Origin of the sequence: Massilia sp. MS-15, assembly GCF_020176695.1 — a bacterium.
Taxonomy (GTDB): Bacteria; Pseudomonadota; Gammaproteobacteria; order Burkholderiales; family Burkholderiaceae_D; genus Telluria; species Telluria hydrophila.
The window spans coordinates 99,212-123,610 of the sequence record NZ_JAIWIA010000036.1 but is presented as its reverse complement, the minus strand read 5'-3'; the positions used below and the strand labels follow the sequence as shown (position 1 = coordinate 123,610).

Sequence of the window (24,399 nt, the reverse complement as noted above, 5' to 3'; positions counted from 1 at the left end):
GCAGCGGCGCTGGGACTTCTACCGGCACGGCGCCTGGCTGGTGAGCGGGGCCGGCGTGCCGGCCGGCTGCTTCAACTGGAGCCGCGCCTGGCAGGCTAGAGCGCGATCTGCTGCAGCAGGTAGAGGCGCTGGTACAGGCCGCCCTCGATGCGCATTAGTTCCTCGTGCGACCCGGCCTCGGCCAGGCGGCCGTGGTTCAGCACCACGATGCGGTCGGCCGCGCGGATGGTCGACAGGCGGTGCGCGATCGCGATGATGGTGACCTTGCCGCGCAGTTCTTCCAGCGCTTCCTGCACGATCTGCTCGGTGGCGCTGTCGATGCGCGAGGTGGCTTCGTCCAGCAGCAGGATGCGCGGCTGGCCGGCCAGCGCGCGCGCGATCGCCAGCAGCTGCTTCTGGCCGGCGGACAGGCGCGAGCCGCCTTCGCCCAGCTGGGTGTCGTAGCCCTGTTCGAGCGCCGCGATGAAGCCGTGCGCGTGCGCCGCGCGCGCCGCCGCCTCGATCGCCGCCTGCGGCAGGCCGCGTCCCATGTCGATGTTCTCGCGCGCCGTCGCGGCCAGGATGAACGGGTCCTGCGGCACCAGGCCCACTTCGTTGCGGAAGCGCTCGTTGCCGATCGCGGCCAGCGGCATGCCGGCGATCTCGATGCTGCCTTCGTCCGGTGTGTAGTAGCGCAGCAGCAGCGACAGCAGGGTCGACTTGCCGCTGCCGGTATGGCCGACGATGCCGAAGAAGGCGCCCTGCGGAATCTCGAGCGAGAGATCGTGCAGCACGCGCTGGCCCGGCACGTACGCGAAGTTCAGGCCGCGCACCCGCACCGCCGGTGCGCGCGGGTCGAACTCGGCATCGTCCTGGATGCGGCCGGCGGCGTGCTCCGCGGCGCCGCTTTCGTCGAGCAGGCTGGCCACGCGCGCGGTCGCCACCACCGCCTGCTGCAGGCCGCTGAACTGCATGGTGATCTGGATCAGCGGCTCGACCACGCGTGCGATGTAGCTGATGAAGGCGTACAGCACCCCGACTTCCACCGCGCCCAGTTCGCGCTGGCCGAAGCCGAAGATCACGATGGTGAGCAGCACCACGTTGAGCAGGTCGAGCGCGGGCCGCAGCAGCAGGGCGTTGGCGCGCAGTTCGGCCAGGCGCGCCGTATAGTGGGCGCGGTTGGTGGTCAGGAAGCGCTCGCCGAAACGCATCTGCGCATTGCTGGCCTGCAGCACGCTCATGCCGCCGATCGACTCGGCGATCTGGCCATTGATGTCGCTGCGCAGGGCGCGCGCGCGGGTCACGGCCGGCGCCGACAGGCGCTGGTAGAGCCAGACGATGCCGACCACCGCCGGCACCAGGGCCAGCACCACCAGCATCAGGCGCCAGTCGAGCCAGGCCATCGCGGCCAGGGTCCCGACCAGCACGATGCTGGAGTCGAGCATCACGAACAGCACCTGGATGTAGAGGGTCTTGACGGCCTCGGTGTCGTTGGTCACCCGGCTGACCAGCTGGCCGGTGATGGCGCGGTCGAAGAAGGCCATCGGCAGGCGCAGCACGTGGCCGTACACCCATTCGCGCAGGCGGCGCACCGAGCGCATCGCCAGGCCCGACAGCCGGATCAGCTGCAGGTAGCGGATCCAGGACGAGGCCCAGCCGGTGACGACCAGGCCGCCGAGCAGCAGCGCCATGCGCGGCCAGTCCAGCCGGCGGGTCAGGAAGTGGTCGTCGATCAGGGCCTTGCCCAGCAGCGGGCCGAGCACTTCCAGCCCGGCGGCGATCGCCAGCCAGAAGGTGGCCCAGCCCAGGTGGCGCCGGTCGGGCGCGGCGGCGCGGCGCAGCAGGCCGGCCGCCTGCCTGGCCTGGGCCCGCATCTGCTGCGTCTCGGTGTGTGCGTCAGTCGGCGTCAATGCTGGCCTCCAGTTGTTGGTAGCGCCACTGGCTGGCATACCAGCCGTCCAGCGCCAGCAGTTCGTCGTGGGTGCCGGTCTCAAGGATGCAGCCCTCGCGCAGCACCACGATGCGGTCGGCCCCGGCCACGGCCGACAGGCGGTGGCTGGCGATGACGGCGGCGCGTTCCGGCCGCGCCAGGCGCAGCTCCTCGAGGTGTTCCAGGATGCGGGTCTCGGTGCCGGTGTCCACCGCCGACAGCGCGTCGTCCAGCAGCAGCAGGGCGCTGTCGGCCAGCAGCGCGCGCGCGATCGCCACACGCTGGCGCTGGCCTCCCGACAGGGTGATGCCCTTTTCGCCCACCGGGGTGTCGTAGCCCTGCGGGAAACGCAGGATGTCGTCGTGGATCGAGGCCATCCTGGCCGCCTGTTCCACCTCGGCGCGCGAGGCGCCCGGGCGCGCCAGCGCGATGTTCTCCGCGATGGTGGCCGAGAACAGGAAGGATTCCTGCGGCACCCAGCTCATGGCGGCGCGCAGCGCGGCCAGGCGGTAGGCGTCCAGCGGCTGGCCGGCCCAGGATACCGCGCCGGCCTGCGGCGTGGCCTGGCGCAGCAGCACCCGCAGCAGGGTCGACTTGCCGGCGCCGGTGGGGCCGACCAGGCCCAGCGTCTGGCCCGGCTCGATGCGCAGCGAGACATCGTCCAGCGCCGGCTGCTGCGCGTCGTGGTAGGCGAAGCGGACCCGGTCCAGCACGAGCGGACCGCGCCCGACCTGTTCCAGCGTGCCGTGGTCCTCGACCGTGAGCGGCATGTCGAGCAGCGGCTGCAGGCGCGCCAGGCCGGCGCGGCCGCGCTCGATCAGCGACAGCACCCAGCCGGCCGCGAACATCGGCCAGATCAGCTGGCCCAGGTACATCGAGAAGCTGGTGAGCGCGCCCACCGTCAGCTCGTCGTGCCATACCAGGTAGCCGCCCAGGCCCAGGGTCAGGCCGGTGGCGGCGGTGAGGGTCAGGCCCACGGCCGGTTCGTAGGCCGCTTCCCAGCGCTGGGCAGCCAGGCTGGCGTCGGCCGCCTGGCCCGCCAGTTCGCTGAACTGCGCGCTGCTGCGCGCTTCCAGGCCGATCGCGCGCAGGGTGCGTACGCCGGTGAGCGATTCCTGCACATGGTCGTTCAGGGCCGAGAAGCGCTTCAGCGCGTCGGCTTCGGCAGTGTGGACCTGGCGCGAGATGCGCCAGAAGGCATACGCCATCAGGGGGAAGGGCAGCAGGGCCACGGCGGCCAGGCGCGGATCGACTCCGAGCGTCATGATCCCCAGTACCATCACCAGGGTCAGGCTGCCGTCGAAGCCAGCCAGCATGGCTTCGCCGGCCGCCATCTCGATGGCGTCGATGTCGTTGGTGGCAAGCGCCATCAGGTCGCCGGTGCGCTGGCGCTGGTAGAAGCCCGGACCCTGGCTGGCCAGGCGCGCATACAGGCGCGTGCGCAGCTCGACGCCGAGGTTGTAGGCGGCGGAATACAGGCGGATGCGCCAGCCGACCCGCAGCACGTAGATGGCCAGGCCCAGGCCGAGCAGCTGGGCCAGTCCGAGCAGCAGCGCGTCCTGGTCGAGGCGGTGGGCGGCCAGGCCGTCGATCAGGGCGCCGACCTTGCGTGGAATGAGGACCGTGCACACGGCCACGCCGGCCAGCATGAAGGCCGACGAGACATAGGCAGGCCAGTGGCGGCGGACGAAGCCGCTGATCAGGCGTGCGAGGCTCATCGGGCCGCACCTGGGCGAGGGCACATGGCGTTTCCTTGAAAAGTGTGGGCCCGGCTTGCCACGTCCGGAAACGCCAAGCGGGCCGAAGCCCGCTAGTGTAGTCGCTTTGCCAATCCCGCGCAGGCGTCGCCTGGCGTGACGTGCCCACCGGGCGACGCTTATTTCTTGCGCTTCGGTGCGGCCGGCGCGAGCGTGGCTTTCGGTGCCGCGCCAGGCGCCGGTGCGAGCGGGGCGGCGGCCGGGTGCGCGGCCATGGCGGCATGCGCCTCTCCATTGCCGGCGGCCGTGGCGATGGCTTTCGGCTCGGCCACCGGAACCGGCGTAGGGGTGGCGGCCAGGACTTCAGGCGCAGCCGGTTCGGCCAGGATCAGGGGTTCGGTCACCTGGGCGTCCACCTGTGCGGTCTCGGCCTGGGGTGGCAATGTCAATGCAGGAGTGGCGGGTGCGTCGGCCATTGGTTCGGACTGCGGGGCCGGGGCGGCTGCTGGCGCGACCGCGGTGTCGGCAGGCTGCACGCCGGCGCTCGACGGCGCGCGGCCCTGGGCCAGGGCGAAACCGGCGCCGAGCGCACGCGTGGCCGCTTCGCGCGACGCGGCCAGTTGCAGGGCGGCGAGCCGGCTGGCGCTCTCCAGTGCCTGGGTGCTGAAAAATTGGAAGAAATCGAGTTGTGCTTCGAACTGGGCCTTGCCTACTGCGGAAAACTGGTCGCGGATCTGGGTCATGGAAGTTTCCTTGTCGGTCATTTATGGCGCACTGCAATATCGGCTAGTGTATCCATGATTGGACAAGCTTGCAAAGTCTTGTTGGCCGGAATGGCAATGAATTATTGCATTGCAGCATGGGGCCTGGTCGGCCGCTTCGGCGTCCGGCCCGCCCTGATAGGCTTACAATCGGGACAACAAGGAGGAGCACGCATGGATCTCGTGATTCGCAATGCCACCCTGCCGGATGGCAGCCGGGACATCGACATCGGCATCAACGGCGAGCGCATCGCCGCCGTGGAAAAGCGCCTGGCGGCCCAGGGCGCGCGCGAGATCGACGCCGACGGTGGCCTGGTCAGCCCGCCCTTCGTGGACGCGCATTTCCACATGGACTCGACCCTGAGCTACGGCCTGCCGCGGGTGAACCGCAGCGGCACCCTGCTGGAAGGGATCCGCCTGTGGGGGGAGCTCAAGCCCCAGCTGGCCCAGGAGGCGATCATCGAGCGCGCGCTGCGCTATTGCGACTGGGCGGTGGCGCGCGGCCTGCTGGCGATCCGCACCCACGTCGATATTTGCGATGACCGCCTGCTGGCGGTGGAAGCGCTGCTGGAAGTGCGCAAGCAGGTCGCGCCCTACCTCGACCTGCAGCTGGTGGCCTTTCCGCAGGACGGCCTGCTGCGCAGTCCCGGCGCCTTCGGCAACCTGAAACGCGCGATTGCCTTGGGCGTCGACGTGGTCGGCGGCATCCCGCACTTCGAACGCACCACGGCGGACGGCGCCGAATCGATCCGCCTGCTGTGCGAGTACGCGGCGCAGCACGACCGGCGCGTGGACATGCATTGCGACGAGACCGACGACCCGATGTCGCGCCATATCGAGACCCTGGCCTACCACACCCAGCGCCTCGGCATGCAGGGCCTGGTGGCCGGCTCGCACCTGACCTCGATGCATTCGATGGACAACTATTACGTCAGCAAGCTGCTGCCCCTGATCGCGGAAAGTGGCGTCGCCGCCATCGCCAACCCCCTGATCAACATCACCCTGCAGGGCCGCCACGACACCTACCCGAAGCGGCGCGGCATGACGCGCGTGCCGGAACTGCTGGAGGCGGGCGTGGACGTGGCCTTCGGTCACGACTGCGTGCTCGATCCCTGGTACGGCATGGGTTCCGGCGACATGCTGGAAGTGGCGCACATGGGCCTGCACGTGGCCCAGATGACGGGGGTGGAGGCGATGCACCAATGCTTCCTGGCGGTGACCGAGACCCCGGCGCGCATCCTCGGCCTGGAAGGCTACGGCCTGGCGCCCGGATGCCAGGCCGACCTGGTGCTGCTGGACGCCGGCTCCACGGTGGAGGCGATCCGCCTGCGCGCGCCACGCCGCCTGGTGCTGCGGCGCGGCGCCGTGGTGGCCGAGGCGCCGTCGGCCCAGGTCACCCTGCGCCTGCCAGGACGTCCCGCCAGCACGGATTTCCGGATGCCGCAATAGGACCGAAGTGGTGGCGGGGTAGATCGCAACAGCGGCCGCACGATACGACCATCGCGCCGTGGAGCAGGCCCGGTTTGGTCTAGAATAGAACGCTTTCCAGTTCGGTAACGCGTTTCGACAGCCGTGAAAGACGTCCAGATCCGCCCCGCCGGCGAGCACGATTTCGATGCGATGTGGAGCATCTTCTGCGCCCACGTCGCCGCCGGTGAAACCTATCCGTTCACCAGCGCGACCTCGCGCGAGACCGGCCATGCCTACTGGCTCGGACCCGACGTGGCGAGCTTCGTCGCGACCAGCGGCGGCGAGCGCCTGCTCGGCATGTACCGCCTGGTACCGAACCAGGTGGGGCGTGGCCACCATGTGGCGAACGCTTCCTACATGGTCAGTCCCTCGGCGCAGGGCGCGGGAGTCGGGCGCCTGCTCGGCGCGCATAGCCTGGAAGAGGCGCGCAGGCGCGGCTACCTGGCGATGCAGTTCAACTATGTGGTGAGCACCAACGGCAGCGCCATCCGGCTCTGGAAGAAACTCGGCTTCTCGATCGTGGGCACGCTGCCCAAGGCCTACCGCCACAAGCGCCTCGGCTACGTCGACGCCTACGTGATGTACCAGCTGCTGCGCGACCCTGACCACTGGCCGACGGCGGACGCATGAGCGGCCAGCGCGGCGCCGAGATCCTGCTTACCGAACGCCTGCGCCTGCGCCTGCTGACGCCAGGCGACGCGGCGCACTACCTGGAAGTATTGAACGATCCCGCCTTCATCGCGCATATCGGCGACCGCGGCGTGCGTACGCTGGAAGCGGCCGTGAAGTCGATCGCGGACGGTCCGGTGGCGATGCAGCGCGCGCTCGGCCATTCGATGTATATGGTGGAGCTGCGGGAGGACGGTGGGGTGCCGGTCGGGATGGCGGGCCTGATCAAGCGCGATGGGCTCGATGACGTCGACATCGGCTATGCCTTCCTGCCGCGCTACCGCGGACGCGGGTATGCCTTCGAGGCGGCGCAGGGCGTGGTGGCGCATGCGCGCGCGCTCGGCATCGCGCGGCTGGCCGCCATCACCACCCCGGGTAACGCGGCCTCGATCGCGCTGCTGCTCAGGCTCGGCATGCGCTTCGAGGGCACGCGCACGCTGGCCGAGGGCGCGCCGCCCCTGAACCTGTACCGCATGGCGCTGTCGGAGCGCTAGCGCACCGTGGCGCGCGGGCGCCGGGTGTAGGATGCCTGCAGGTCCACTCACCGAAACACGAGCCACGATGCCCAGTACCGCGCCGCGCCCCGACGCCCCGTATTTCATCGTCATGAATGCGGGATCGGGCCACTCCGAGACCGAACTGCGCCGCTCCACCATCGAGCAGGTGTTCGATGGGGCCGGACGGCGCTGCCATCTGGAGCTGGTCGAGGATCCGGCCGGGCTGGAAGAGCAGGCGCGCGCGCTGGCGGCGCGCGCCGTGGCCGAGGAGGGCATCCTGGTGGCGGCCGGCGGCGACGGCACCATCAACACGGTGGCGCACCAGGCGGTGCTGGCCGGCTGTCCCTTCGGCGTCCTGCCGCAAGGTACCTTCAATTACTTCGGCCGTACCCACGGCATTCCCGAAGACCTGGCCGAGGCCGTGTATGCGCTGCTGCGCGCCCAGGTGCAACCGGTACAGGTCGGCTTGCTCAACAACAAGGTATTTCTCGTCAACGCCAGCGTCGGCCTGTATCCGAAACTGCTTGAAGCGCGCGAGCTGGACAAACGCCACTATGGACGCAGCCGGCTGGTCGCCTTCTTTTCGGCAGTCAAGATCGCGCTGCGGCCGCACCGGCACTTGCGCATCACCCTCGAACTCGACGGCAAGGAGCGCCGCTTGCGCACGACTACCTTGTTTGTCGGCAACAACCGCCTGCAGCTGGAGCAGGTCGGCATGCGCGATGGCCTGGTCGAGGCGGTAGAGGACGGCCAGCTGGTCGGCATCGCGCCGCGTCCGATGGGCAAGCTTGGCCTGTTGCGCCTGCTCATCCAGGGGCTGCGCGGGCGGCTCGGGGAGGACGATGAAGTCGAGGCCTTCGCCTTCCGGCGCCTGACGGTGCTCACGCCGGCCGTGTATGGGCGCAAGCGCATGAAGGTCGCGGTGGACGGCGAGGTGAGCAGGATGACAATGCCGCTCGAATTCCGGGTGCTGGAAGGTCGGCTGCACCTGCTGGTGCAAGGCCCGTCGCGCAAGGAGGCACGGCCGGCATCGGACGAGGCCAGGGCCTTGTCCTGAGTGAGGTGTATCCGTAATCGCACTACAGCGCCGTCGACAGCGCATCCCTGATGCATGCGCCCGCCCGCTGCAGCCATGTATCGAACAAGTGCATTCGGCTGCTGATCGACTTCACTGCTTTCTAGTCAAAGTACACTTTCAAGCGTCGTTCCTTCTGTCCGAGCGCCATTTCCATTGGCGCAGTCAACCGGACCTATGGATGAGGACCGAACTGCCGAGCAGTTCGGCGGTCGAACGCCTGTCTCCCTCGACAGGACCCGATCATGCGCGCTCCCCGCTTCAGGAAGTGGTTCGCCCAGCTGCCGGCGCTGAACGTGCCGCAGCGCCTGCAAACGCTCTCGGCCCTGCACCCGGCCGCCGGACTCGACCGCATCATCGCCCTCATTGCCCAGGTCAAGGAAGGTAAGCGCCGCTGTCCTGCCTGCGCTTGCGAGCGTTACTACCGGCATGGCCAGGCCAACGGCCTGCAGCGCTACCGCTGCCGTGCGTGCGGCCGCACCTATAACGACCTGAGCGGCACACCGCTGGCGCACCTGCGGCTACGGGAAAAATGGCTCGACTACCTGGACACGATGCTCGCATCGAAGTCGGTGCGCAAGGCAGCCAGGGAAGTCGGCGTACACCGCAACACGGCCTTCCGGTGGCGCCACCGCTTTCTCGACCAGGCCAGGCACGATCGTCCCAAGACCTTGAGCGGCATCGCCGAAGCCGACGAGATGTTCATCCTCGAATCGCAAAAGGGCTCGCGCAAGCTGGACAGGCCGGCACGCAAGCGCGGTGGTCGGGCCCACAAGCGCGGGATTTCAAGCGAGCTCGACTGCATCCTGGTGGCGCGCGACCGTAGCGGGCAGACGATCGATGCGGTCGTAGGCCGTGGATCCTTGAAAGCCGGGCAGCTGGAGCGCCATCTGCTGCCCAGGCTCGACCGGCAGGTGCTGCTGGTGAGCGATTCCCACGCTGCCTACCGCGCATTCGCCCGCAAGCACCGCATTGCACATGAGGCGGTCAACCTGCAGGCCGGCATACGGGTCCGTCGCCGGGCTGCCGGCGCCATCCACGTCCAGAACGTCAACGCCTATCACGCACGCCTGCGGCAGTGGCTCAGCCATTTCCGCGGCGTGGCCTCGCGCTACCTGCCCGACTACCTGGGCTGGCGCTGGGCGCTCGATGGCGAACGCATCACTACTGCGGAACAATTGCTGCGTATCGCGATCGGAGCCATCAACAGATAACGCTGACAGCGCCTTTCCATTGCGATGGTCTTGCCTCCATATTTGCACCAACTTGGTGCAGTCATGAGCGATCAAATAGCGAACTGCCTCATTTGTAGTCGTACTACAGAACGACTTGCACCATTTTGTAGCTCAAATACAACGGGAAACCTGTCTTCAACTGCCGTTTTCGGGAAAAACATGCCATTATCGTAGTAACAAGCAACTCTCGTTGACAGTGCATCTAGTTTTAGTACATCATCCGTGATGGAACGTACAAAACCGTTTGCTTGAGGCTGCCGTGCCGCTGCCTGTCGCGCTGTAGTTTCGGGAAAAAACTATTCGTCTTTATTGAGGGGACAAATGAATATCTTCGCAACCAAGCGCGCCGCCCAGCCGGTTCGCCACGTATTCCAGCTGAGCCCGGTTGCTACCGGCTGCGCCATCTTCGTTGCGGCCATGGCCGGTAACGTCCATGCGCAAACCACGGACGCCAGCACCACGCCCGCCGTCGACGGTGCGGTTCAGACCGTGACCGTGACCGGCATCCGCCGCGCCATCGAAGACGCGATCGCCGTCAAGCGCGAGTCGACCGGCATCGTGGAAGCCATTTCCGCCGAAGACATCGGCAAGCTGCCTGACATGTCGATCGCCGAATCGCTGGCGCGCCTGCCGGGCCTGTCGGCCCAGCGTACCAACGGCCAGGCCCAGACCATCAGCATCCGCGGCACCTCGGGCGACCTGTCGACCGCGCTGCTCAACGGCCGCGAGCAGGTCACGACCAGCTCGGACCGTACCGTCGAATACGACCAGTACCCGTCGGAACTGATCAACGCCGTCACCGTCTACAAGACCTCGGACGCCGGCGTGATCGGCCAGGGCCTGTCGGGCACGGTCGACTTGCAGACCATCAAGCCGCTGTCGCTGCGCGAGCGCACCATCAGCGTCAACGTGCGCGGTGAAAAGAATTCCAAGGGTTCGGTCAGCGCCGGCTCGCCGGACACCGGCAGCCGCGTCAGCGCGTCCTACATCGACCAGTTCGCCAACCGCACGGTCGGTATCGCGATCGGCTACGCACGCCAGGACAAGCCGAACGTGCACGAGCAGTTCGAGACCTGGGACTGGGTCGATTCGGGCGGCACGCCGAACGTCAAGGTGCCGAAGGGCATCAAGGCCCTGGCTGTCACCGGCGACCAGGTGCGCGACGGCCTGATGGGCGTGCTCGAGTTCCGTCCGAACCGCAACTTCAGCTCGACCTTCGACGTGTACCACTCGCGCTTCGACCAGGAAGAGATCCGCCGCGGCATGGAAATCCCGCTCAAGGACGACGGCAGCGTCACCTTCACCAACGGCCGCACCGTGAACGGCATCATGGTCGAGGGCGTCGCCAACAACGTCAACCCGGTGGTGCGCAACAACCGCCTGAAGCGCGACGACAAGCTGACCGCCTTCGGCTGGAACAACCGCTTCACCTCGGGCGACTGGGTCGGCGTGCTCGACATCAGCCGTTCCAAGGCCGACCACCGCGAAGAGCTGGTCGAGATCAACGCCGGCCGCCAGGCGCGCCAGAGCCTGAACTTCGCCTACAACGGCGCCCGCGTGCCGACCCTGAGCCTGAGCGGCGTCTATGACGATCCGGCCCAGCTGCGCATCGGCGGCCAGTTCGGCGAAGGCTACGTCAACGCGCCCTACATGACCGACGAGATGACCTCGGCGCGCGCCAGCATCGAGCGCAAGTTCGACCATAACGTGTTCAGCAGCCTGGAACTGGGCTTCAACGTCTCCAAGCGCGAAAAGGAAAAGCAGCACCTGGAAACCGGCTTCTCGAAGATCGGCGACGGCAGCTTCGCGGCCAACGTCATCAACGGCTCGCAAGACCTGTACGGTCTGCCGAATACCCTGAGCTGGGACATCCAGGGCGTGCTGAACCAGAACTTCGGCCCGTTCACCCCGGCCATCCTGGTGCCATGGGGCGCGACCAAGAACTGGTTCATCGAAGAGAAGGTCAAGACCGGCTACGCCAAGCTGAACATCGACACCGACCTGATGGCGATGCCGCTGCGCGGCAACATCGGCATCCAGGTGGTCGAGACCGACCAGAGCTCGACCGCGAACACCCTGCGCGCCTGGCCGTTCGCCGACCTGGTGCCGCTGACCGACGGCAAGAAGTACACCGACTACCTGCCGAGCATCAACCTGGCCTGGAGCCTGCCTGACCAGCAGTTCATCCGCTTTGGCGCCGGCAAGACCCTGGCGCGCGCCAAGCTGAACCAGCTGAACGCGGCGCTGGAAGTCGGCCTCACCGCCCAGAGCACCGGTACGCCATGGGGCAACGGCGGCAACGCCCAGCTCGACCCGTGGCGCGCCAAGCAGGTCGACCTGTCGTGGGAAAAATACTTCGGCAACAAGGGCTACGTGTCGGCAGCAGGCTTCTACAAGGACCTGACTTCCTACATCTACACCGTGACCACGCCGCGTGATTTCTCGGAATACCGCCTGGTCGGTGCGACCACCAACATCGGCACCATGACCCAGCCGCGCAACGGCAAGGGCGGTTCGATCGAGGGCCTGGAATTCGCCGCCTCGGTGCCGCTGGAGATGGTCAGCCCGATGCTGAACGGCTTCGGCATCACCGCCAACGCCTCGTTCACCAACAGCGAGATCACGATCCTGGACCAGCGCTTCGCCGGCCTGAACATCCCGCTGCCTGGCCTGTCCAAGCGCGTGTTCAACGTCACCGCCTACTATGAGAACGATGGCTTCTCGGCCCGTGTGAGCCAGCGTTACCGCAGCGATTTCGTCGGCGAGATCGGCGGCATCGGCGGCGCCACCGAGCTGACCTACGTGAAGGCCGACAAGGTCGTCGACCTGCAGCTGGGCTACGACATCAAGCAAGTGCCGGGCCTGTCGCTGCTGTTCCAGGTGAACAACCTGACCGACACCGCCTTCCGCAGCTACGCCGGCAGCGAAGACCGTCCGCGCGGCTACAGCAAGTATGGCCGCCAGATGCTGTTCGGCCTGAACTACAAGCTGTAAGCAGTACCAGCCGCCCCTTCCGGGGCGCACCGCAACCCTTGCAGGCAGCGATGCCTGCAAGGGCTTTTTCTTTTTTACCGCATGACAATGTCCGGCAGTTTGCGCCGGGCTTCCGGGCGACAGTGTAAACTGGCGCCTTCGCACTTACTTTATGAGCATCTCCCCCATGTCTGACACCCCTATCCCGTCGTTCGCCGACCTCGACATTTCCGCGCCCGTCCTCAAGGCGCTGAAGGAAGTCGGTTATGAAACGCCGTCGCCGATCCAGGCCGCGACCATTCCGCTGCTGCTGGCCAACCGCGATGTGCTCGGGCAGGCCCAGACCGGCACCGGCAAGACCGCCGCTTTCGCCCTGCCGATCCTGTCGCGCATCGACATCAAGCAGGCCACGCCGCAGGCGCTGGTGCTGGCGCCGACGCGCGAACTGGCGATCCAGGTGGCGGAAGCCTTCCAGACCTACGCCGCCCACATCAAGGGTTTCCACGTGCTGCCGATCTACGGCGGCCAGAGCTACGGACCACAGCTGTCGGCACTGCGCCGCGGCGTGCACGTGGTGGTGGCGACCCCCGGCCGCGTGATCGACCATATCGAAAAGGGTTCGCTCGACCTGTCGCAGCTGAAAACCCTGGTGCTGGACGAAGCGGACGAGATGCTGCGCATGGGCTTCATCGACGACGTCGAGCACATCCTGCAGCAGACCCCGCCCGAGCGCCAGACCACGCTGTTCTCGGCCACCATGCCGCCGGCCATCAAGCGCATCGCCAAGACCTACCTGCGCGACCCGCAGGAAGTCACGGTGGCGGCCAAGACCGGCACCGCCGCCAACATCACCCAGCGCTACTGGCTGGTGGCGGGCATGCAGAAGCTCGATGCGCTGACCCGCATCCTGGAAGCCGAGCCGTTCGACGGCATGATCATCTTCGCCCGCACCAAGCTGGGTACCGAGGAGCTGGCGACCAGGCTGCAGGCGCGCGGCTTCGCAGCCGTCGCCATCAATGGCGACATGGCCCAGCAGGCGCGCGAGCGCACCATCGAGCAGCTCAAGAGCGGCAAGATCGACATCCTGGTGGCGACCGACGTCGCCGCCCGCGGCCTGGACGTCGACCGTATCAGCCACGTGATCAACTACGACGTGCCGTCCGACCCGGAAAGCTATACCCACCGTATCGGCCGCACCGGCCGCGCCGGCCGCAGCGGCGAAGCGATCCTGTTCATCACCCCGCGCGAGCGCGGTTTGCTGAAGGCGATCGAGCGCGCCACGCGCCAGCCGGTGGCGCCGCTGCAGCTGCCGACCGTGAAGGCGGTGAACGAAGTCCGCATTGCCCGCTTCAAGGAGCAGATCGCGGCCACCCTGGCCGAAGGCGGCCTGGAGATGTTCCGTTCGCTGGTGGAAGAGTACGAGCGCGAGCAGAACGTGCCGGCAGTGGACATTGCCGCCGCCCTGGCCAAGCTGGCGCGCGGCGACCAGCCGCTGCTGCTGGAAAAGCCCGACCGCGAGGCCAGGCCCGAGCGCGCCGACTTCGTGCCGCGCGTGCAGGACGCCTGGGAAGAGCGGGCGCCGCGGGCGCCCCGTGAGCCACGTGAGCCACGTGAGCCGGCCTTCAAGAAGGAGCGCGTGGTGCGCGAAGCGGAACCGGGCATGGCCACGTTCCGCATCGAGGTCGGCCACCAGCATGGCGTCAAGCCGGGCAACATCGTCGGTGCGATCGCCAACGAAGCCGACATGCCGGCCAAGTACATGGGCCGCATCGAGATCTACGACGACTACAGCACCATCGACCTGCCGGACGACATGACGCCGGAACTGATCGACCACCTGCGCACGGTGTGGGTCGCGGGCCAGCAGCTGAACATGACGCGCGACGGCGTGGAAGCGCCGATCGTCACGGCGCCGAAGAAGAAGAGCTTTACGAAGGCCGGCACCAAGAAGCCGCACCGCAAAGGCTGAGGCATGTCGTAGGGTGGGCGGGTCTTCCCGCCCACGCGTTCAGCTTCCGGATGAACGAACGGCCCTACCTGGACTCGCCGGCCGCGAACATCCACAGCAGGGCTTCCCGCAATTCCCCCGACCAGAACGCCTCGTTGTGCTCCGCCCCCGGCACGCTCTTGAGCACCGTATTCCCGGCCGGATGTCCGGTCTGCCTGATCACCTGCGCCATGCGCTGGACGTCCGCATTCATCTGCGCGCCTTCCTTCCCGCCCATCAAGAGGTACAGGCGCGCGTCCTTCGGCACCGGCTTGCCGCTCACGAAGCCGAACACCGGCTGCGCAGTCCAGTAGGCCGGAGAAAACACGCCCGCCTTGCCGAATACTTCCGGATACTGCACCAGCGCGTAATGCGAGGCCAGCCCGCCCATCGAGCTGCCCATGATCGCCGTATGCGCGCGGCCGGGCAGGGTGCGGTACTGGCGGTCGATCATCGGCTTGACCGTGTTGACGATGAAGTCGGTATAGGCCCGGCCTTCACCCTTGCCGAACTGTTCGTGGTCCCAGGCGTTCAGCTCCGTCAGGCGCTTGTCGCCGCCATTGTCGATGCCGACCACGATAAGTTCCAGCCTGCCTTCGCGCGCTAGCGCGTCGAGCGTTTCGTCCACCCGCCATTCGCCAGAGAAGGCGCTCGCCACGTCGAACAGGTTTTGGCCGTCATGCATGTACAGTACGGGGTAGCGCTTGCCGGAACTCGCATAGCCGGGCGGCAGGTACAAGCGCAGCTGGCGCTTGCGTTCCAGGCCCGGCATCGCGACCGGGTCACCCAGCAGGCTGACGCCGGGCAGGGCGGTCGAGGCCTTGGCAGCGATGGCCGGCTCGCCGGCGGCAAGGGCGGGTGCGCACAGCATGGTGCCCAGCAGGATGGAAAGGGCGGCGCGGTGAAGAGCGGGCATCGGGTGGCTCCTGGCGTTTCTTGTGTTGTTTAACTACAGCGTCCTAGGTTAGGGCGGGTTTGTTGTGGGGATTCTACTATGGCGGTGCCGTGATTGACACCCAGAAATCGCCATGTTATTTTGCTACAGCTACGGTGGGCTAGCCGCATTCGCGCTGCCCGCATCACACGAGAGCCCGCCAGGTCCGGGCCATTTTGGGGACATCATGGATATGCAAACTGGCGTGCTCAAGCCGCGCCTGTCGTTCTGGCAGCTCTGGAACATGAGCTTCGGCTTCTTCGGCATCCAGTTCGGCTTCGCACTGCAGAACGCCAACACCAGCCGGATCTTCTCGACGCTGGGCGCCGATCCCGACAACCTGGCCCTGTTCTGGCTCGCCGCGCCCGTCACGGGCCTGCTGGTGCAGCCGGTGATCGGCTACCTGAGCGACAATACCTGGCACCCGAAATGGGGCCGGCGCCGTCCGTTCTTCTTCATCGGCGCCGTGCTGGCCGCGATCGCCCTGTTCCTGATGCCGAACTCCGCCGCCCTGTGGATGGCGGTGGCGGTGCTGTGGCTGATGGACGCCGCCATCAACGTGTCGATGGAGCCGTTCCGCGCCTTCGTGGGCGACAAGCTGGACGCCTCGCAGCAGACCGCGGGCTATGCGATGCAGACCTTCTTCATCGGCTGCGGCGCGGTGATCGCTTCGCTGCTGCCGACCTTCTTCGAAGCGATGGGCGTGTCCAACGAAGCGGTGGGCGGGATGGTGCCGGACACCGTGCGCTATTCCTTCTACGCCGGCGGCGCGATCTTCTTCCTGGCCGTGCTCTGGACCGTGGTCAGCGCCGACGAACTGCCGCCACCCGACATGGAAGCCTTCAAGGCCGAGCGCCAGCGGGCGCGCAGCCTGGGCGTGGCCCTGCGCGAAATCCTCGGCGGCTTCGGCAAGATGCCGAAGACCATGGTGCAGCTGGCCTTCGTGCAGTTCTTCACCTGGATCGCGCTGTTCGCGATGTGGATCTATACCGGGTCGGCGATCGCCGACAACGTCTACGGCACGGTCGACGCCCAGTCGTCGGAGTTCCAGGCCGCCGGCAGCTTCGTCGGCATCATGTTCGCCGTGTACAGCGGCGTGTCGGCGCTGGCCGCCTTCATCCTGCCGGTGTTTGCGCGCGCGACTTCCCGCAAGACCGTGCATGCGACCTGCCTCGCGATCGGCGGCCTGAGCCTGGCCAGCATCTACTTCATCACCGAGCGCAACATGCTGATGCTGCCGATGATCGGCGTCGGTCTGGCCTGGGCCTCGATCCTGACCATGCCCTACGCGATCCTGGCCGGTTCGCTGCCGGCCAGGCGCATGGGCTACTTCATGGGCCTGTTCAACTTCTTCGTCGTGATCCCGCAGATCTGCAGCGGCCTGCTGCTGGGCGGCGTGACCCGCCACTTCTTCGGCGGCCACACCGTGCTGACACTGGTGCTGGGCGGGGCCTCGATGCTGCTGGCGGCGGTGCTGACCCTGTTCGTCAGCGACCGCGCCGCGCCGGTGAAGTCGGCCTGATTTCCTGGCCAGAGCGCGCGCGCCAGTGATTACGCGCCTGTCGTATCGTGACGTTTTACCAACATCGCATGGTGTTGCAGTACGTCACGACAGGAGCGAAGCATGAGTATCCAGACCGTCCCCACCACGCCGTTCGCCGGACAGCGGCCCGGCACCTCGGGCCTGCGCAAGAAAGTCACCGAATTCCAGCGGCCCGGCTACCTCGAGAATTTTGTCGAAGCGATTTTCCTGACCGTCGGCAGCGGGCGCGGCTGCGGCCTGGTGGTCGGCGGCGACGGCCGCTATTTCAACCGCGAAGCGATCCAGACCATCCTGCGCATGGCCGCCGCCCACGGCGTGGCCAGGTGCCTGGTGGGGCGTGGCGGCATCCTGTCGACGCCGGCGGTCAGCTGCGTGATCCGCAAGCGCGCCGCCTTCGGCGGCATCGTGCTGTCGGCAAGCCACAACCCGGGCGGTCCGGACGGCGACTTCGGCATCAAGTACAACATCGAGAACGGCGGCCCGGCGCCGGAGAAGATCACCGAGGCGATCCATGCCGCTACCCGGACGCTGAACTGCTACCACATCAGCGATTGCCCTCCGGTGGATCTCGACCAGCCCGGCAGCACCCGCATCGAAGGCATGACGGTGGAAGTGATCGACCCGGTTGCCGACTATGCCGAACTGATGGCGCGCCTGTTCGACTTCGACGCCATCCGCGCCCTGTTCGCGCGCGGTTTCCGGATGCGCTTCGACGCCATGCACGCGGTCTCGGGGCCGTACGCGCAGGCCCTCCTCGAAGGCATGCTGGGCGCCCCGGGCGGCACCGTGGTCAACTGCACACCGCTGGAAGACTTCGGCGGCGGCCACCCGGACCCAAACCCGGTCAACGCGGCCGAGCTGGTGGCCCACATGAACGGGCCCGAAGCGCCCGACCTCGGCGCCGCCTCGGACGGCGACGGCGACCGCAACATGATCGTCGGCCGCGGCCTGGCGGTCACGCCTTCGGACAGCCTGGCCATCATCGCCGCCAACGCCACCGTGGCGCCCGGCTACGCGAAAGGCATCACCGGCATCGCGCGCTCGATGCCGACGTCCCGGGCGGCCGACCGCGTCGCGGACAGCCTGGGCATCACCTGCTTCGAGACCCCGACCGGCTGGAAATACTTCGGCAACCTGATGGACGCCAACCTCGCCACCCTGTGCGGCGAAGAGAGCTACGGCACCGGCTCGCACCACATCCGCGAGAAGGACGGCCTGTGGGCCGTGCTGTTCTGGCTGAACCTGCTGGCCGTGCGCGGCCAGTCGGTGGAAGAAATCGTGCGCGGGCACTGGGCCCGCTTCGGCCGCAATTATTATTCGCGCCATGACTACGAGGCGGTCGATGCCGGCGCCGCCGACGCCCTGATGGAAGCGCTGCGCGCGCGCCTGCCGGAGCTGGCCGGCCGCACGCTGGGGAGCTTCCGCGTGGCCGAGGCCGACGACTTCGTCTACCACGACCCGGTCGACGGTTCGGTGGCCAGCCACCAGGGTATCCGCATCATCATGGCGGACGGCTCGCGCATCGTGTTCCGGCTGTCCGGCACCGGCACCGAAGGCGCCACCATCCGCCTCTACCTCGAACGCTACGAAGCCGATCCGGCGCGCCACGGGCTCGATACGCAGGCAGCGCTGGCCGACCTGGCCGCCATCGCCGACGACATCTCCGGGCTGCGCCAGCGCACCGGCCGCGCGCAGCCCTCCGTGATCACCTAGAACCCCCACCGCCACCACAGGAACCCGCATGAAACCATCCGTCCTTGCCGCCTCCCTGCTGCTTGCCCTCGGCGCCAGTGCCGGCGCTGCCGCGCAGACCTCCAGCCAGCCCGCATCCAGCGCGGCCGGCCAGGCCGGCCGGCAAGCCGCCAAGCCCTTCCTGTGGGAGAACGCCGTCGTGTATTTCCTGCTCACGGACCGCTTCCACAACGGCGACCGCGGCAACGACCTGGCCTACGGGCGCAAGGCGGATGCGGCCACGCTGCGCGGCTTCATGGGCGGCGACCTGAAAGGCGTCACCGCGAAGATCCGCGAGGGCTACTTCAAGGAACTCGGCGTGGATGCGATCTGGCTCACGCCACCGGTCGAACAGATCCATGGCTCGACCGATGAGGGCACCGGCAAGTCGTACGGCTTCCATGGCTACTGGGCGCGCGACTTCACGGCGGTGGACGCCAACCTGGGCAGCGAGCGGGACTATCGCGAGCTGGTCGACACTGCCCACGCCCACGGCATCCGCGTGATCCTCGACGTGGTGATGAACCACACCGGACCGGTGACCGGGCAAGACCCGGTATGGCCATCGGACTGGGTGCGCACCGGCCCGACCTGCACCTACAAGGATGCTCCGACCACGGTCGACTGCACCCTGGTGGACAACCTGCCGGACTTCCTCACCGCCAGCCGCGCCAGCGTGGCGCTGCCGCCGCAGTTGGTGGCGAAGTGGAAGCGCGAAGGGCGCTACGAGCGCGAGGTGAAGGAGCTGGACGCGTTCTTCAAGCGCACCGGTTACCCGCGCGCGCCGCGCTACTACCTGATCAAGTGGCATACCGACTGGATCCGCAAGTACGGCGTGGACGGCTTCCGCGCCGACACCGTCAAGCACACCGAGCCTGGCCTGTGGAAGGAACTCAAGCAGGAGGCCAGCCTGGCCTATGAGGAGTGGAAGCGCGCCAACCCGGACAAGCGCCTCGGCGACCTGCCTTTCTACATGGTCTCGGAAGTCTATAACTATTCGATCCGGCACGGCCACCGCTTCGACATGGGCGGCGGCGTCGAAGTGGACTGGCTGGCGCAGGGCTTCGACAGCATGATCAACTTCAGCATGAAGTCGGATGCGGCCCAGGGCTACGAGGCGCTGTTCTCCAGCTATGCGGCAGCGCTGCACGGTCCGCTGAAGGGCTATTCGGTGCTCAACTACATCAGCTCGCACGACGATGGCGGCCCCTACGACCCGCTGCGCCAGCGGCCGTTCGAGTCGGCCAACAAGCTGATGCTGGCACCGGGCGCGGCCCAGATCTACTACGGCGACGAGACCGCGCGCCTGCTCAAGGTGGAAGGCGCCCAGGGCGACGCCACGCTGCGCTCCTATATGAACTGGGACGAGCTGGCGGCCAATGCGTCGCGCGGCAGCTACCGGGTAGGCGAGGTGCGCGAGCACTGGGCCAGGCTGGGTCGCTTCCGCGCCGCCCATCCGGCGGTAGGGGCGGGCACGCACCAGATGCTGGCGGCGAACCCCTATACCTTCAAGCGTAGCTGGCACAAGGATGGCGCCAGCGACCGCGTGGTGGTCGCGCTCGACCTGCCGCGCGAGCGGGCGGTGCCGGTGACGGTGGCCGGCGTGTTCCACGACGGCCAGACCGTGCGCGACTGGTATACGGGCGGCACGGCGGTGGTCAAGGACGGCAAGGTGCAGTTCCCTGAGGCCGCACCGGTGGCCCTGATCGCCCAGGATTGAAACTGACTGGAACACGACTGAACCTCGACTGAAAGACGCGCTGGAAGACCGGGTCGCAGGCATTTTTTTGCCATTCGTTCAATGGTATGCTTGTGCGATCCGGGACGGCAGTCCCACCCGAATTGGACCACGATGACCGTTGAACCCGATACCGACCTGAAACCCACCCGCGCCGCCTTCGCCGACGGCCCGCGCCTGCTTGCCGACATCGGCGCCACCCATGCGCGCTTCGGCCTGGAAACCGCGCCCGGCGTGCTGCGCCAGGTGGCGGTGCTGCTGTGCGACGACTACACCGGCATCGTGCCGCTGCTGCACGCCTACCTCGCCCAGGTCGGCAATGTACGGATCAACCACGCGGCCTTCGCGCTGGCCAATCCGATCAGCGGCGACACCATCCGTATGACCAACCGCGACTGGACCTTCTCCACCGACGAGCTGCGCCGCACGCTCGGCCTGTCCACGCTGCTGATGGTGAACGACTTCACGGCGCTGGCGATGGCGCTGCCCGGCTTCGCGCCGAAGGACCTGCTGCAAGTGGGCGGCGGCGCGCCGCAGAGCCATGCGGTGGCCGGCGTGCTCGGCCCGGGCACGGGCCTGGGCGTGTCTGGCGTGATCCCGACCATCGACGGCTTCGTCACGCTGGGCAGCGAAGGCGGCCACGTGAACTTCGCGCCGGCCGACGAACGCGAATTCGCGATCCTGCAGTACGCGTGGAAGGAATGGCCGCACGTGTCGAACGAGCGCCTGATCTCCGGCCCCGGCATCGAACTGATGTACCGCGCGCTGGCGCACGGCAAAGGGGGGCAGGTGGCGCCGCGCAGCGCGGCCGACATCGTGAGCGGCGCGCTGGACGAGCACGACGCGCTCTGCCTCGAGACCCTGGAAACCTTCGCCGGCATGCTGGGCGGCGCGGCCGCCAACCTGGCGGTGACGCTGGGCGCCTTTGGGGGCATCTTCATCGGCGGCGGCATCGTGCCGCGCATCGCCGAATGGTTCGCCACCTCGCCCTTCCGCGCGCGCTTCGAAGCCAAGGGCCGCTTCACCGAGTACATCGCGCAGATTCCCACCTACGTGATCATGACGCCGAATCCGGCCCTGTACGGCGTGGCGCGGATCCTGTCCGAGCACCTGCGCGGACGCAGCGGCGCGAATACCCTGATGGACCGGGTGCAGCAGCTGCGCCACGAACTGTCGCCGGCCGAGCAGCGCGTGGCCGCCCTGGTGCTGGAGCATCCGCGCAAGGTGCTGTCCGAGCCGATCGCGGAAATCGCGCGCCTGGCCGACGTCAGCCAGCCGACCGTGATCCGCTTCTGCCGCTCGCTCGGCTTCCAGGGCCTGGCCGAATTCAAGCTGAAGTTCGCCGGCAGCCTGACCGGTGCGATTCCGGTGCGCCACAGCCAGGTGCGCATGAGCGACAGCACCCACGACCTGTCGGCCAAGGTGATCGACAACACGGTGTCGGCGATCCTGAAGTTCCGCGACCAGCTCGACGTGCACGCGATCGACCGCGCCATCGAACTGCTGCGGCGCGCACGCCGCGTCGAGTTCTACGCGATGGGCAATGCGCGCGCGGTGGCGCTGGACGGGCAGCACAAGTTCTTCCGCTTCCGCATCCCGGCCGCCCTGTACGGCGACTCGCACCTGTTCACGCTGGCCGCCGGCCTGCTGGGACCGGGCGACGTGGTGATCGCGATCTCCACCGCCGGCCAGCTGCCGGACCTGCTGGCCGCGGTGGACACCGCGCGCGCGGCCGGCGCCGACGTCATCGCCATCACCACCAGCAAGTCGCAGCTGGCGAGGAAGGCGACGGTCTGCCTGGCGGTCGACCACAGCGAAGACAGCACCACCTTCCTGTCGATGATCTCGCGCATCCTGCAGCTGCTGCTGATCGACATCATGTCGGTCGGGATCTCGCTTGGCAACCAGGCCCAGGATGGGGCACAGGAGCAGGCCGGCGACGCCCAGGGCCGGCTCCTGATCTCGCACCTGGACAGCTAGGCCGGAAGCGTTCCGCAGGCGCGGCCGCTCCTGCGGGTGTTGTGTTAGCATCGGTAAATTCCTTGCCTTAAGGATAATTTTCGTCGCCGCCACATGCCCGATCCGATCTTGTCTTCTTCCGCAGCCAGCAGCGCGGCGTGGTCCGCGCCGGGCCTGCGCGCGGGTGGCGATGGCGCATGGGCGGCGTCTGGCGCGGCGCGCATGCCGTGGCGCATGCGCATTGCGCTGCTGGTGTCGCTGCTGCTGCATGCCCTGCTGCTCAGCCTCAGCATCGGGGGCGATGCGCTCGGCTTGCCCGCCCTGCGCCTTCCCTGGGAAGAACGGCGGCTCGCGGCGCATGAACTGCGGGTCGTGATCGCGGGCGAGCCGGTTGCCGTGCCGGCGCAGGCCGTGCCGCCGCCCACCCCGTCACTACCCCGGCCGTCGCCGGCTCCCGTGGTCCCGCTGGCGCCACCCTTGCCGGCGCCGCTTTCCCTTCCGCCTTCTCCTGCGCCGGTTCCGGCTCCGGTTGCGGCGCCGCCAGCCAGCCAGGCCGGCCCGGTGACCAGCGTGGCCGAGCCAGTGCCCCGTGCCGCCTCCGGACCGCTGCGCGCCGTCGAACGCCCCATGGAGAAGAAGGCCGAAGCGCCGCCAGCCCCGGTCGTGGCGGAGGTGGACGCAGGTAGGCAGGCCGAAGCGAAACGCGCGAGCGAGGCGGAACGGGCGGAACAGGTGGAACAGGCGGCCCGGGAAGCGCAACAGGTGGCGGCGCGCGAGCAGCGGATCCTGGACAGCTTGCGTGCCGAACAGGCCGCGCGCACCGAGGCCGCACGCCTGGACGCCCAGCGCCAGGAACAGGCAAGACAGGAACAGGCAAGACAGGAAACGCTGCGCCAGGAGGCCATGCGGCAGGAGCAGGCAAGGCTGGCCGGGGCGACGGCGCAGGAGCACGCCCGGCAGGAGCAAATGCGGCAGGAACTGGCACGGCAGGAGCAGGGACGCCAGGAGCAGGCGAGGCAGGAGCTAGTCCGCCAGGAAGCGCTACGAGAGGAACAAGCGCGCCAGGAGCAGGCGAGGCAGGAACAGGCGCGCCAGGAATACGCTAGGCAAGAGCAAGTCCGCCAGGAACAGGCACGCCAGGAGCAGGCTCGGCAGGAACAGGCACGACAAGAGCAGGCACGACAGGAACAGGCACGCCAAGAGCAAGCACGACAGGAGCAGGCACGACAGGAGCAAGCTCGGCAGGAGCAAGCAAGGGCAGAGCAGGCAAGGGCAGAGCAGGCAAGGGCGGAGCAGGCACGGCAGGAGCAGGCTCGCCTGGAGCAGGCCGGCCGCGAGCGCGCCGAGCAGGAGGCCCGGCGCGAGGAGCGCCTGCGCGCGATCGGCCAGCAGCTCGACCGCGAAGCCGCCCAGCGGGCGCAGGCGAGCCAGCCCACGGTCAGCGGCCTGCGCCGCGGCTGGCTGTTCGGCCGCGCCGACGCCAACGCCGAACTGGTCCAGTACGCGCAGGCGATGGGCCGCAAGATCGAGCTGAACATGGCCTTCGACCTCGTGCGCGAGGTGGTGAAGCAGCCGCATGTCGCGCCCGTGGTGACGGTGGCGGTGCGCGCCGACGGCAGCGTCGAGAAGGTGAGCTTCGTGACCTCCAGCGGCGTGCCCGCGATCGACGAGGCGGTGCGCAAGGTGATCGCCAGCCAGGCGCCCTACGGACCCTTCCCGCCGGCCCTGGCGCGCCAGTACGACGTGGTCGAGATCCGCCGCACCTGGAAATTCGACATTGCCATCCGCCTCGAGTGAGGCCGAGCGGTGCGTCGCCGCCGCCGCGCTTCTGCTAAGGTTCGATCGACCATTACTGCAGAGGAGCCGGCATGGAGCGATACCTGATCGTTTACCGCGGATCGACCATCGACGAGTCGGAAGGACCGCAACACGACCCGCAGCGCTGGAGCGCGTGGTTCGACGCCCTCGGCGGCGCGCTGGTGGACCGCGGCGCGCTGACGCACAGCGGCGTCGAGGTGCCGAGCCGGCTGCGCGGCCCGAAACTCAGCAGCAGCGCGTTGTCGGGCTACTCCGTGATCCATGCGGCCGACTTCAACGAGGCGGTGCGCCTGGCCGAAGACTGTCCCATCTTCGACGAGAAGGGCTCGCTGGAGATCGCCCGCCTGGCCGGGCTGGATGCCTGAAGGCCGGCGAGAACCTTGTCCCGGTCAGTATGCGGGGA

At 67.9% G+C, this 24,399-nt stretch carries 17 protein-coding genes; 13 read left to right on the top strand and 4 right to left on the bottom strand.

Annotated elements, in window-relative coordinates; genetic code table 11:
• Positions 1-95: 95 nt before the first annotated feature.
• The 3 genes from LCI23_RS15060 to LCI23_RS15050 all read right to left on the bottom strand — a co-directional run bounded on the left by LCI23_RS15060 (position 96) and on the right by LCI23_RS15050 (position 4,349).
• Positions 96-1,853 (bottom strand): ABC transporter ATP-binding protein, encoded by a 1,758-nt coding sequence (locus tag LCI23_RS15060; RefSeq protein WP_224947295.1) that lies wholly within the window; start codon positions 1,851-1,853, stop codon positions 96-98.
• A 22-nt stretch (positions 1,854-1,875) separates the two neighbouring features.
• Positions 1,876-3,627: an ABC transporter ATP-binding protein gene (locus tag LCI23_RS15055; protein ID WP_224947262.1), complete on the bottom strand. Its 1,752-nt coding sequence runs from the start codon at positions 3,625-3,627 to the stop codon at positions 1,876-1,878.
• A gap of 158 nt (positions 3,628-3,785) precedes the next feature.
• Entirely contained in the window at positions 3,786-4,349 is a 564-nt protein-coding gene (locus LCI23_RS15050) for a hypothetical protein (RefSeq protein WP_224947261.1), read from the bottom strand.
• Between the two features lie 192 nt (positions 4,350-4,541).
• On the opposite strand from LCI23_RS15050, the gene LCI23_RS15045 reads away from it, so the two are divergent.
• The 7 genes from LCI23_RS15045 to LCI23_RS15015 all read left to right on the top strand — a co-directional run bounded on the left by LCI23_RS15045 (position 4,542) and on the right by LCI23_RS15015 (position 14,255).
• Positions 4,542-5,816, top strand: coding sequence for an amidohydrolase family protein (locus LCI23_RS15045; protein WP_224947260.1), 1,275 nt, complete (start codon positions 4,542-4,544; stop codon positions 5,814-5,816).
• Positions 5,817-5,939: 123 nt separating this feature from the next.
• On the top strand, positions 5,940-6,467 hold the full coding sequence (locus LCI23_RS15040; protein ID WP_224947259.1) for an N-acetyltransferase: 528 nt from the start codon (positions 5,940-5,942) through the stop codon (positions 6,465-6,467).
• Positions 6,464-7,000, top strand: a complete 537-nt coding sequence (locus tag LCI23_RS15035; RefSeq protein ID WP_224947258.1) for a GNAT family N-acetyltransferase — start codon at positions 6,464-6,466, stop codon at positions 6,998-7,000. The genes LCI23_RS15040 and LCI23_RS15035 overlap by 4 nt, the downstream gene beginning before the upstream one ends.
• A 67-nt stretch (positions 7,001-7,067) precedes the next feature.
• Positions 7,068-8,060: a diacylglycerol kinase family protein gene (locus LCI23_RS15030; RefSeq protein ID WP_224947257.1), complete on the top strand. Its 993-nt coding sequence runs from the start codon at positions 7,068-7,070 to the stop codon at positions 8,058-8,060.
• 263 nt (positions 8,061-8,323) lie between these two features.
• Positions 8,324-9,292: an IS1595 family transposase gene (locus LCI23_RS15025; RefSeq protein ID WP_224947256.1), complete on the top strand. Its 969-nt coding sequence runs from the start codon at positions 8,324-8,326 to the stop codon at positions 9,290-9,292.
• A gap of 342 nt (positions 9,293-9,634) precedes the next feature.
• Positions 9,635-12,307 carry a TonB-dependent receptor gene (locus LCI23_RS15020; RefSeq protein ID WP_224947255.1) on the top strand — a complete coding sequence of 891 codons (2,673 nt, stop codon included), beginning with the start codon at positions 9,635-9,637 and terminating at the stop codon, positions 12,305-12,307.
• A gap of 166 nt (positions 12,308-12,473) precedes the next feature.
• Positions 12,474-14,255, top strand: coding sequence for a DEAD/DEAH box helicase (locus tag LCI23_RS15015; protein ID WP_224947254.1), 1,782 nt, complete (start codon positions 12,474-12,476; stop codon positions 14,253-14,255).
• 64 nt (positions 14,256-14,319) lie between these two features.
• Here the strand turns inward: LCI23_RS15015 and LCI23_RS15010 are convergent, their stop codons facing one another.
• Positions 14,320-15,189 carry an alpha/beta hydrolase gene (locus tag LCI23_RS15010; RefSeq protein ID WP_224947253.1) on the bottom strand — a complete coding sequence of 290 codons (870 nt, stop codon included), beginning with the start codon at positions 15,187-15,189 and terminating at the stop codon, positions 14,320-14,322.
• A 205-nt stretch (positions 15,190-15,394) separates the two neighbouring features.
• On the opposite strand from LCI23_RS15010, the gene LCI23_RS15005 reads away from it, so the two are divergent.
• The 6 genes from LCI23_RS15005 (at position 15,395) to LCI23_RS14980 (ending at position 24,361) form a co-directional block, all read left to right on the top strand.
• Complete coding sequence (locus tag LCI23_RS15005) at positions 15,395-16,729, top strand: MFS transporter (protein ID WP_224947252.1); 1,335 nt, start codon at positions 15,395-15,397, stop codon at positions 16,727-16,729.
• A 102-nt stretch (positions 16,730-16,831) separates the two neighbouring features.
• Positions 16,832-18,463, top strand: coding sequence for an alpha-D-glucose phosphate-specific phosphoglucomutase (locus LCI23_RS15000; protein ID WP_224947251.1), 1,632 nt, complete (start codon positions 16,832-16,834; stop codon positions 18,461-18,463).
• 28 nt (positions 18,464-18,491) lie between these two features.
• Positions 18,492-20,201: an alpha-amylase family glycosyl hydrolase gene (locus tag LCI23_RS14995; protein ID WP_224947250.1), complete on the top strand. Its 1,710-nt coding sequence runs from the start codon at positions 18,492-18,494 to the stop codon at positions 20,199-20,201.
• A 132-nt stretch (positions 20,202-20,333) separates the two neighbouring features.
• Entirely contained in the window at positions 20,334-22,199 is a 1,866-nt protein-coding gene (locus LCI23_RS14990) for a glucokinase (RefSeq protein ID WP_224947249.1), read from the top strand.
• A 108-nt stretch (positions 22,200-22,307) separates the two neighbouring features.
• Positions 22,308-23,975: a TonB C-terminal domain-containing protein gene (locus LCI23_RS14985; RefSeq protein ID WP_224947248.1), complete on the top strand. Its 1,668-nt coding sequence runs from the start codon at positions 22,308-22,310 to the stop codon at positions 23,973-23,975.
• A 71-nt stretch (positions 23,976-24,046) separates the two neighbouring features.
• A complete protein-coding gene (locus LCI23_RS14980) occupies positions 24,047-24,361 on the top strand; it encodes a hypothetical protein (protein ID WP_224947247.1) in 315 nt (104 codons plus the stop codon).
• Positions 24,362-24,399: the final 38 nt, after the last annotated feature.

What these genes read in the sequence shown, in the direction of transcription:
- LCI23_RS15020 (WP_224947255.1), top strand. Translation starts at nt 9,635, where the DNA reads ATGAATATCTTCGCAACCAAGCGCGCCGCCCAGCCGGTTCGCCACGTA.
- LCI23_RS15035 (WP_224947258.1), top strand. Translation starts at nt 6,464, where the DNA reads ATGAGCGGCCAGCGCGGCGCCGAGATCCTGCTTACCGAACGCCTGCGC.
- LCI23_RS15015 (WP_224947254.1), top strand. Translation starts at nt 12,474, where the DNA reads ATGTCTGACACCCCTATCCCGTCGTTCGCCGACCTCGACATTTCCGCG.
- LCI23_RS14995 (WP_224947250.1), top strand. Translation starts at nt 18,492, where the DNA reads ATGAAACCATCCGTCCTTGCCGCCTCCCTGCTGCTTGCCCTCGGCGCC.
- LCI23_RS15000 (WP_224947251.1), top strand. Translation starts at nt 16,832, where the DNA reads ATGAGTATCCAGACCGTCCCCACCACGCCGTTCGCCGGACAGCGGCCC.
- LCI23_RS15005 (WP_224947252.1), top strand. Translation starts at nt 15,395, where the DNA reads ATGGATATGCAAACTGGCGTGCTCAAGCCGCGCCTGTCGTTCTGGCAG.
- LCI23_RS15055 (WP_224947262.1), bottom strand. Translation starts at nt 3,627, where the DNA reads ATGAGCCTCGCACGCCTGATCAGCGGCTTCGTCCGCCGCCACTGGCCT.
- LCI23_RS15045 (WP_224947260.1), top strand. Translation starts at nt 4,542, where the DNA reads ATGGATCTCGTGATTCGCAATGCCACCCTGCCGGATGGCAGCCGGGAC.
- LCI23_RS15060 (WP_224947295.1), bottom strand. Translation starts at nt 1,853, where the DNA reads ATGCGGGCCCAGGCCAGGCAGGCGGCCGGCCTGCTGCGCCGCGCCGCC.
- LCI23_RS15010 (WP_224947253.1), bottom strand. Translation starts at nt 15,189, where the DNA reads ATGCCCGCTCTTCACCGCGCCGCCCTTTCCATCCTGCTGGGCACCATG.
- LCI23_RS14980 (WP_224947247.1), top strand. Translation starts at nt 24,047, where the DNA reads ATGGAGCGATACCTGATCGTTTACCGCGGATCGACCATCGACGAGTCG.
- LCI23_RS14990 (WP_224947249.1), top strand. Translation starts at nt 20,334, where the DNA reads ATGACCGTTGAACCCGATACCGACCTGAAACCCACCCGCGCCGCCTTC.
- LCI23_RS15050 (WP_224947261.1), bottom strand. Translation starts at nt 4,349, where the DNA reads ATGACCCAGATCCGCGACCAGTTTTCCGCAGTAGGCAAGGCCCAGTTC.
- LCI23_RS15025 (WP_224947256.1), top strand. Translation starts at nt 8,324, where the DNA reads ATGCGCGCTCCCCGCTTCAGGAAGTGGTTCGCCCAGCTGCCGGCGCTG.
- LCI23_RS15030 (WP_224947257.1), top strand. Translation starts at nt 7,068, where the DNA reads ATGCCCAGTACCGCGCCGCGCCCCGACGCCCCGTATTTCATCGTCATG.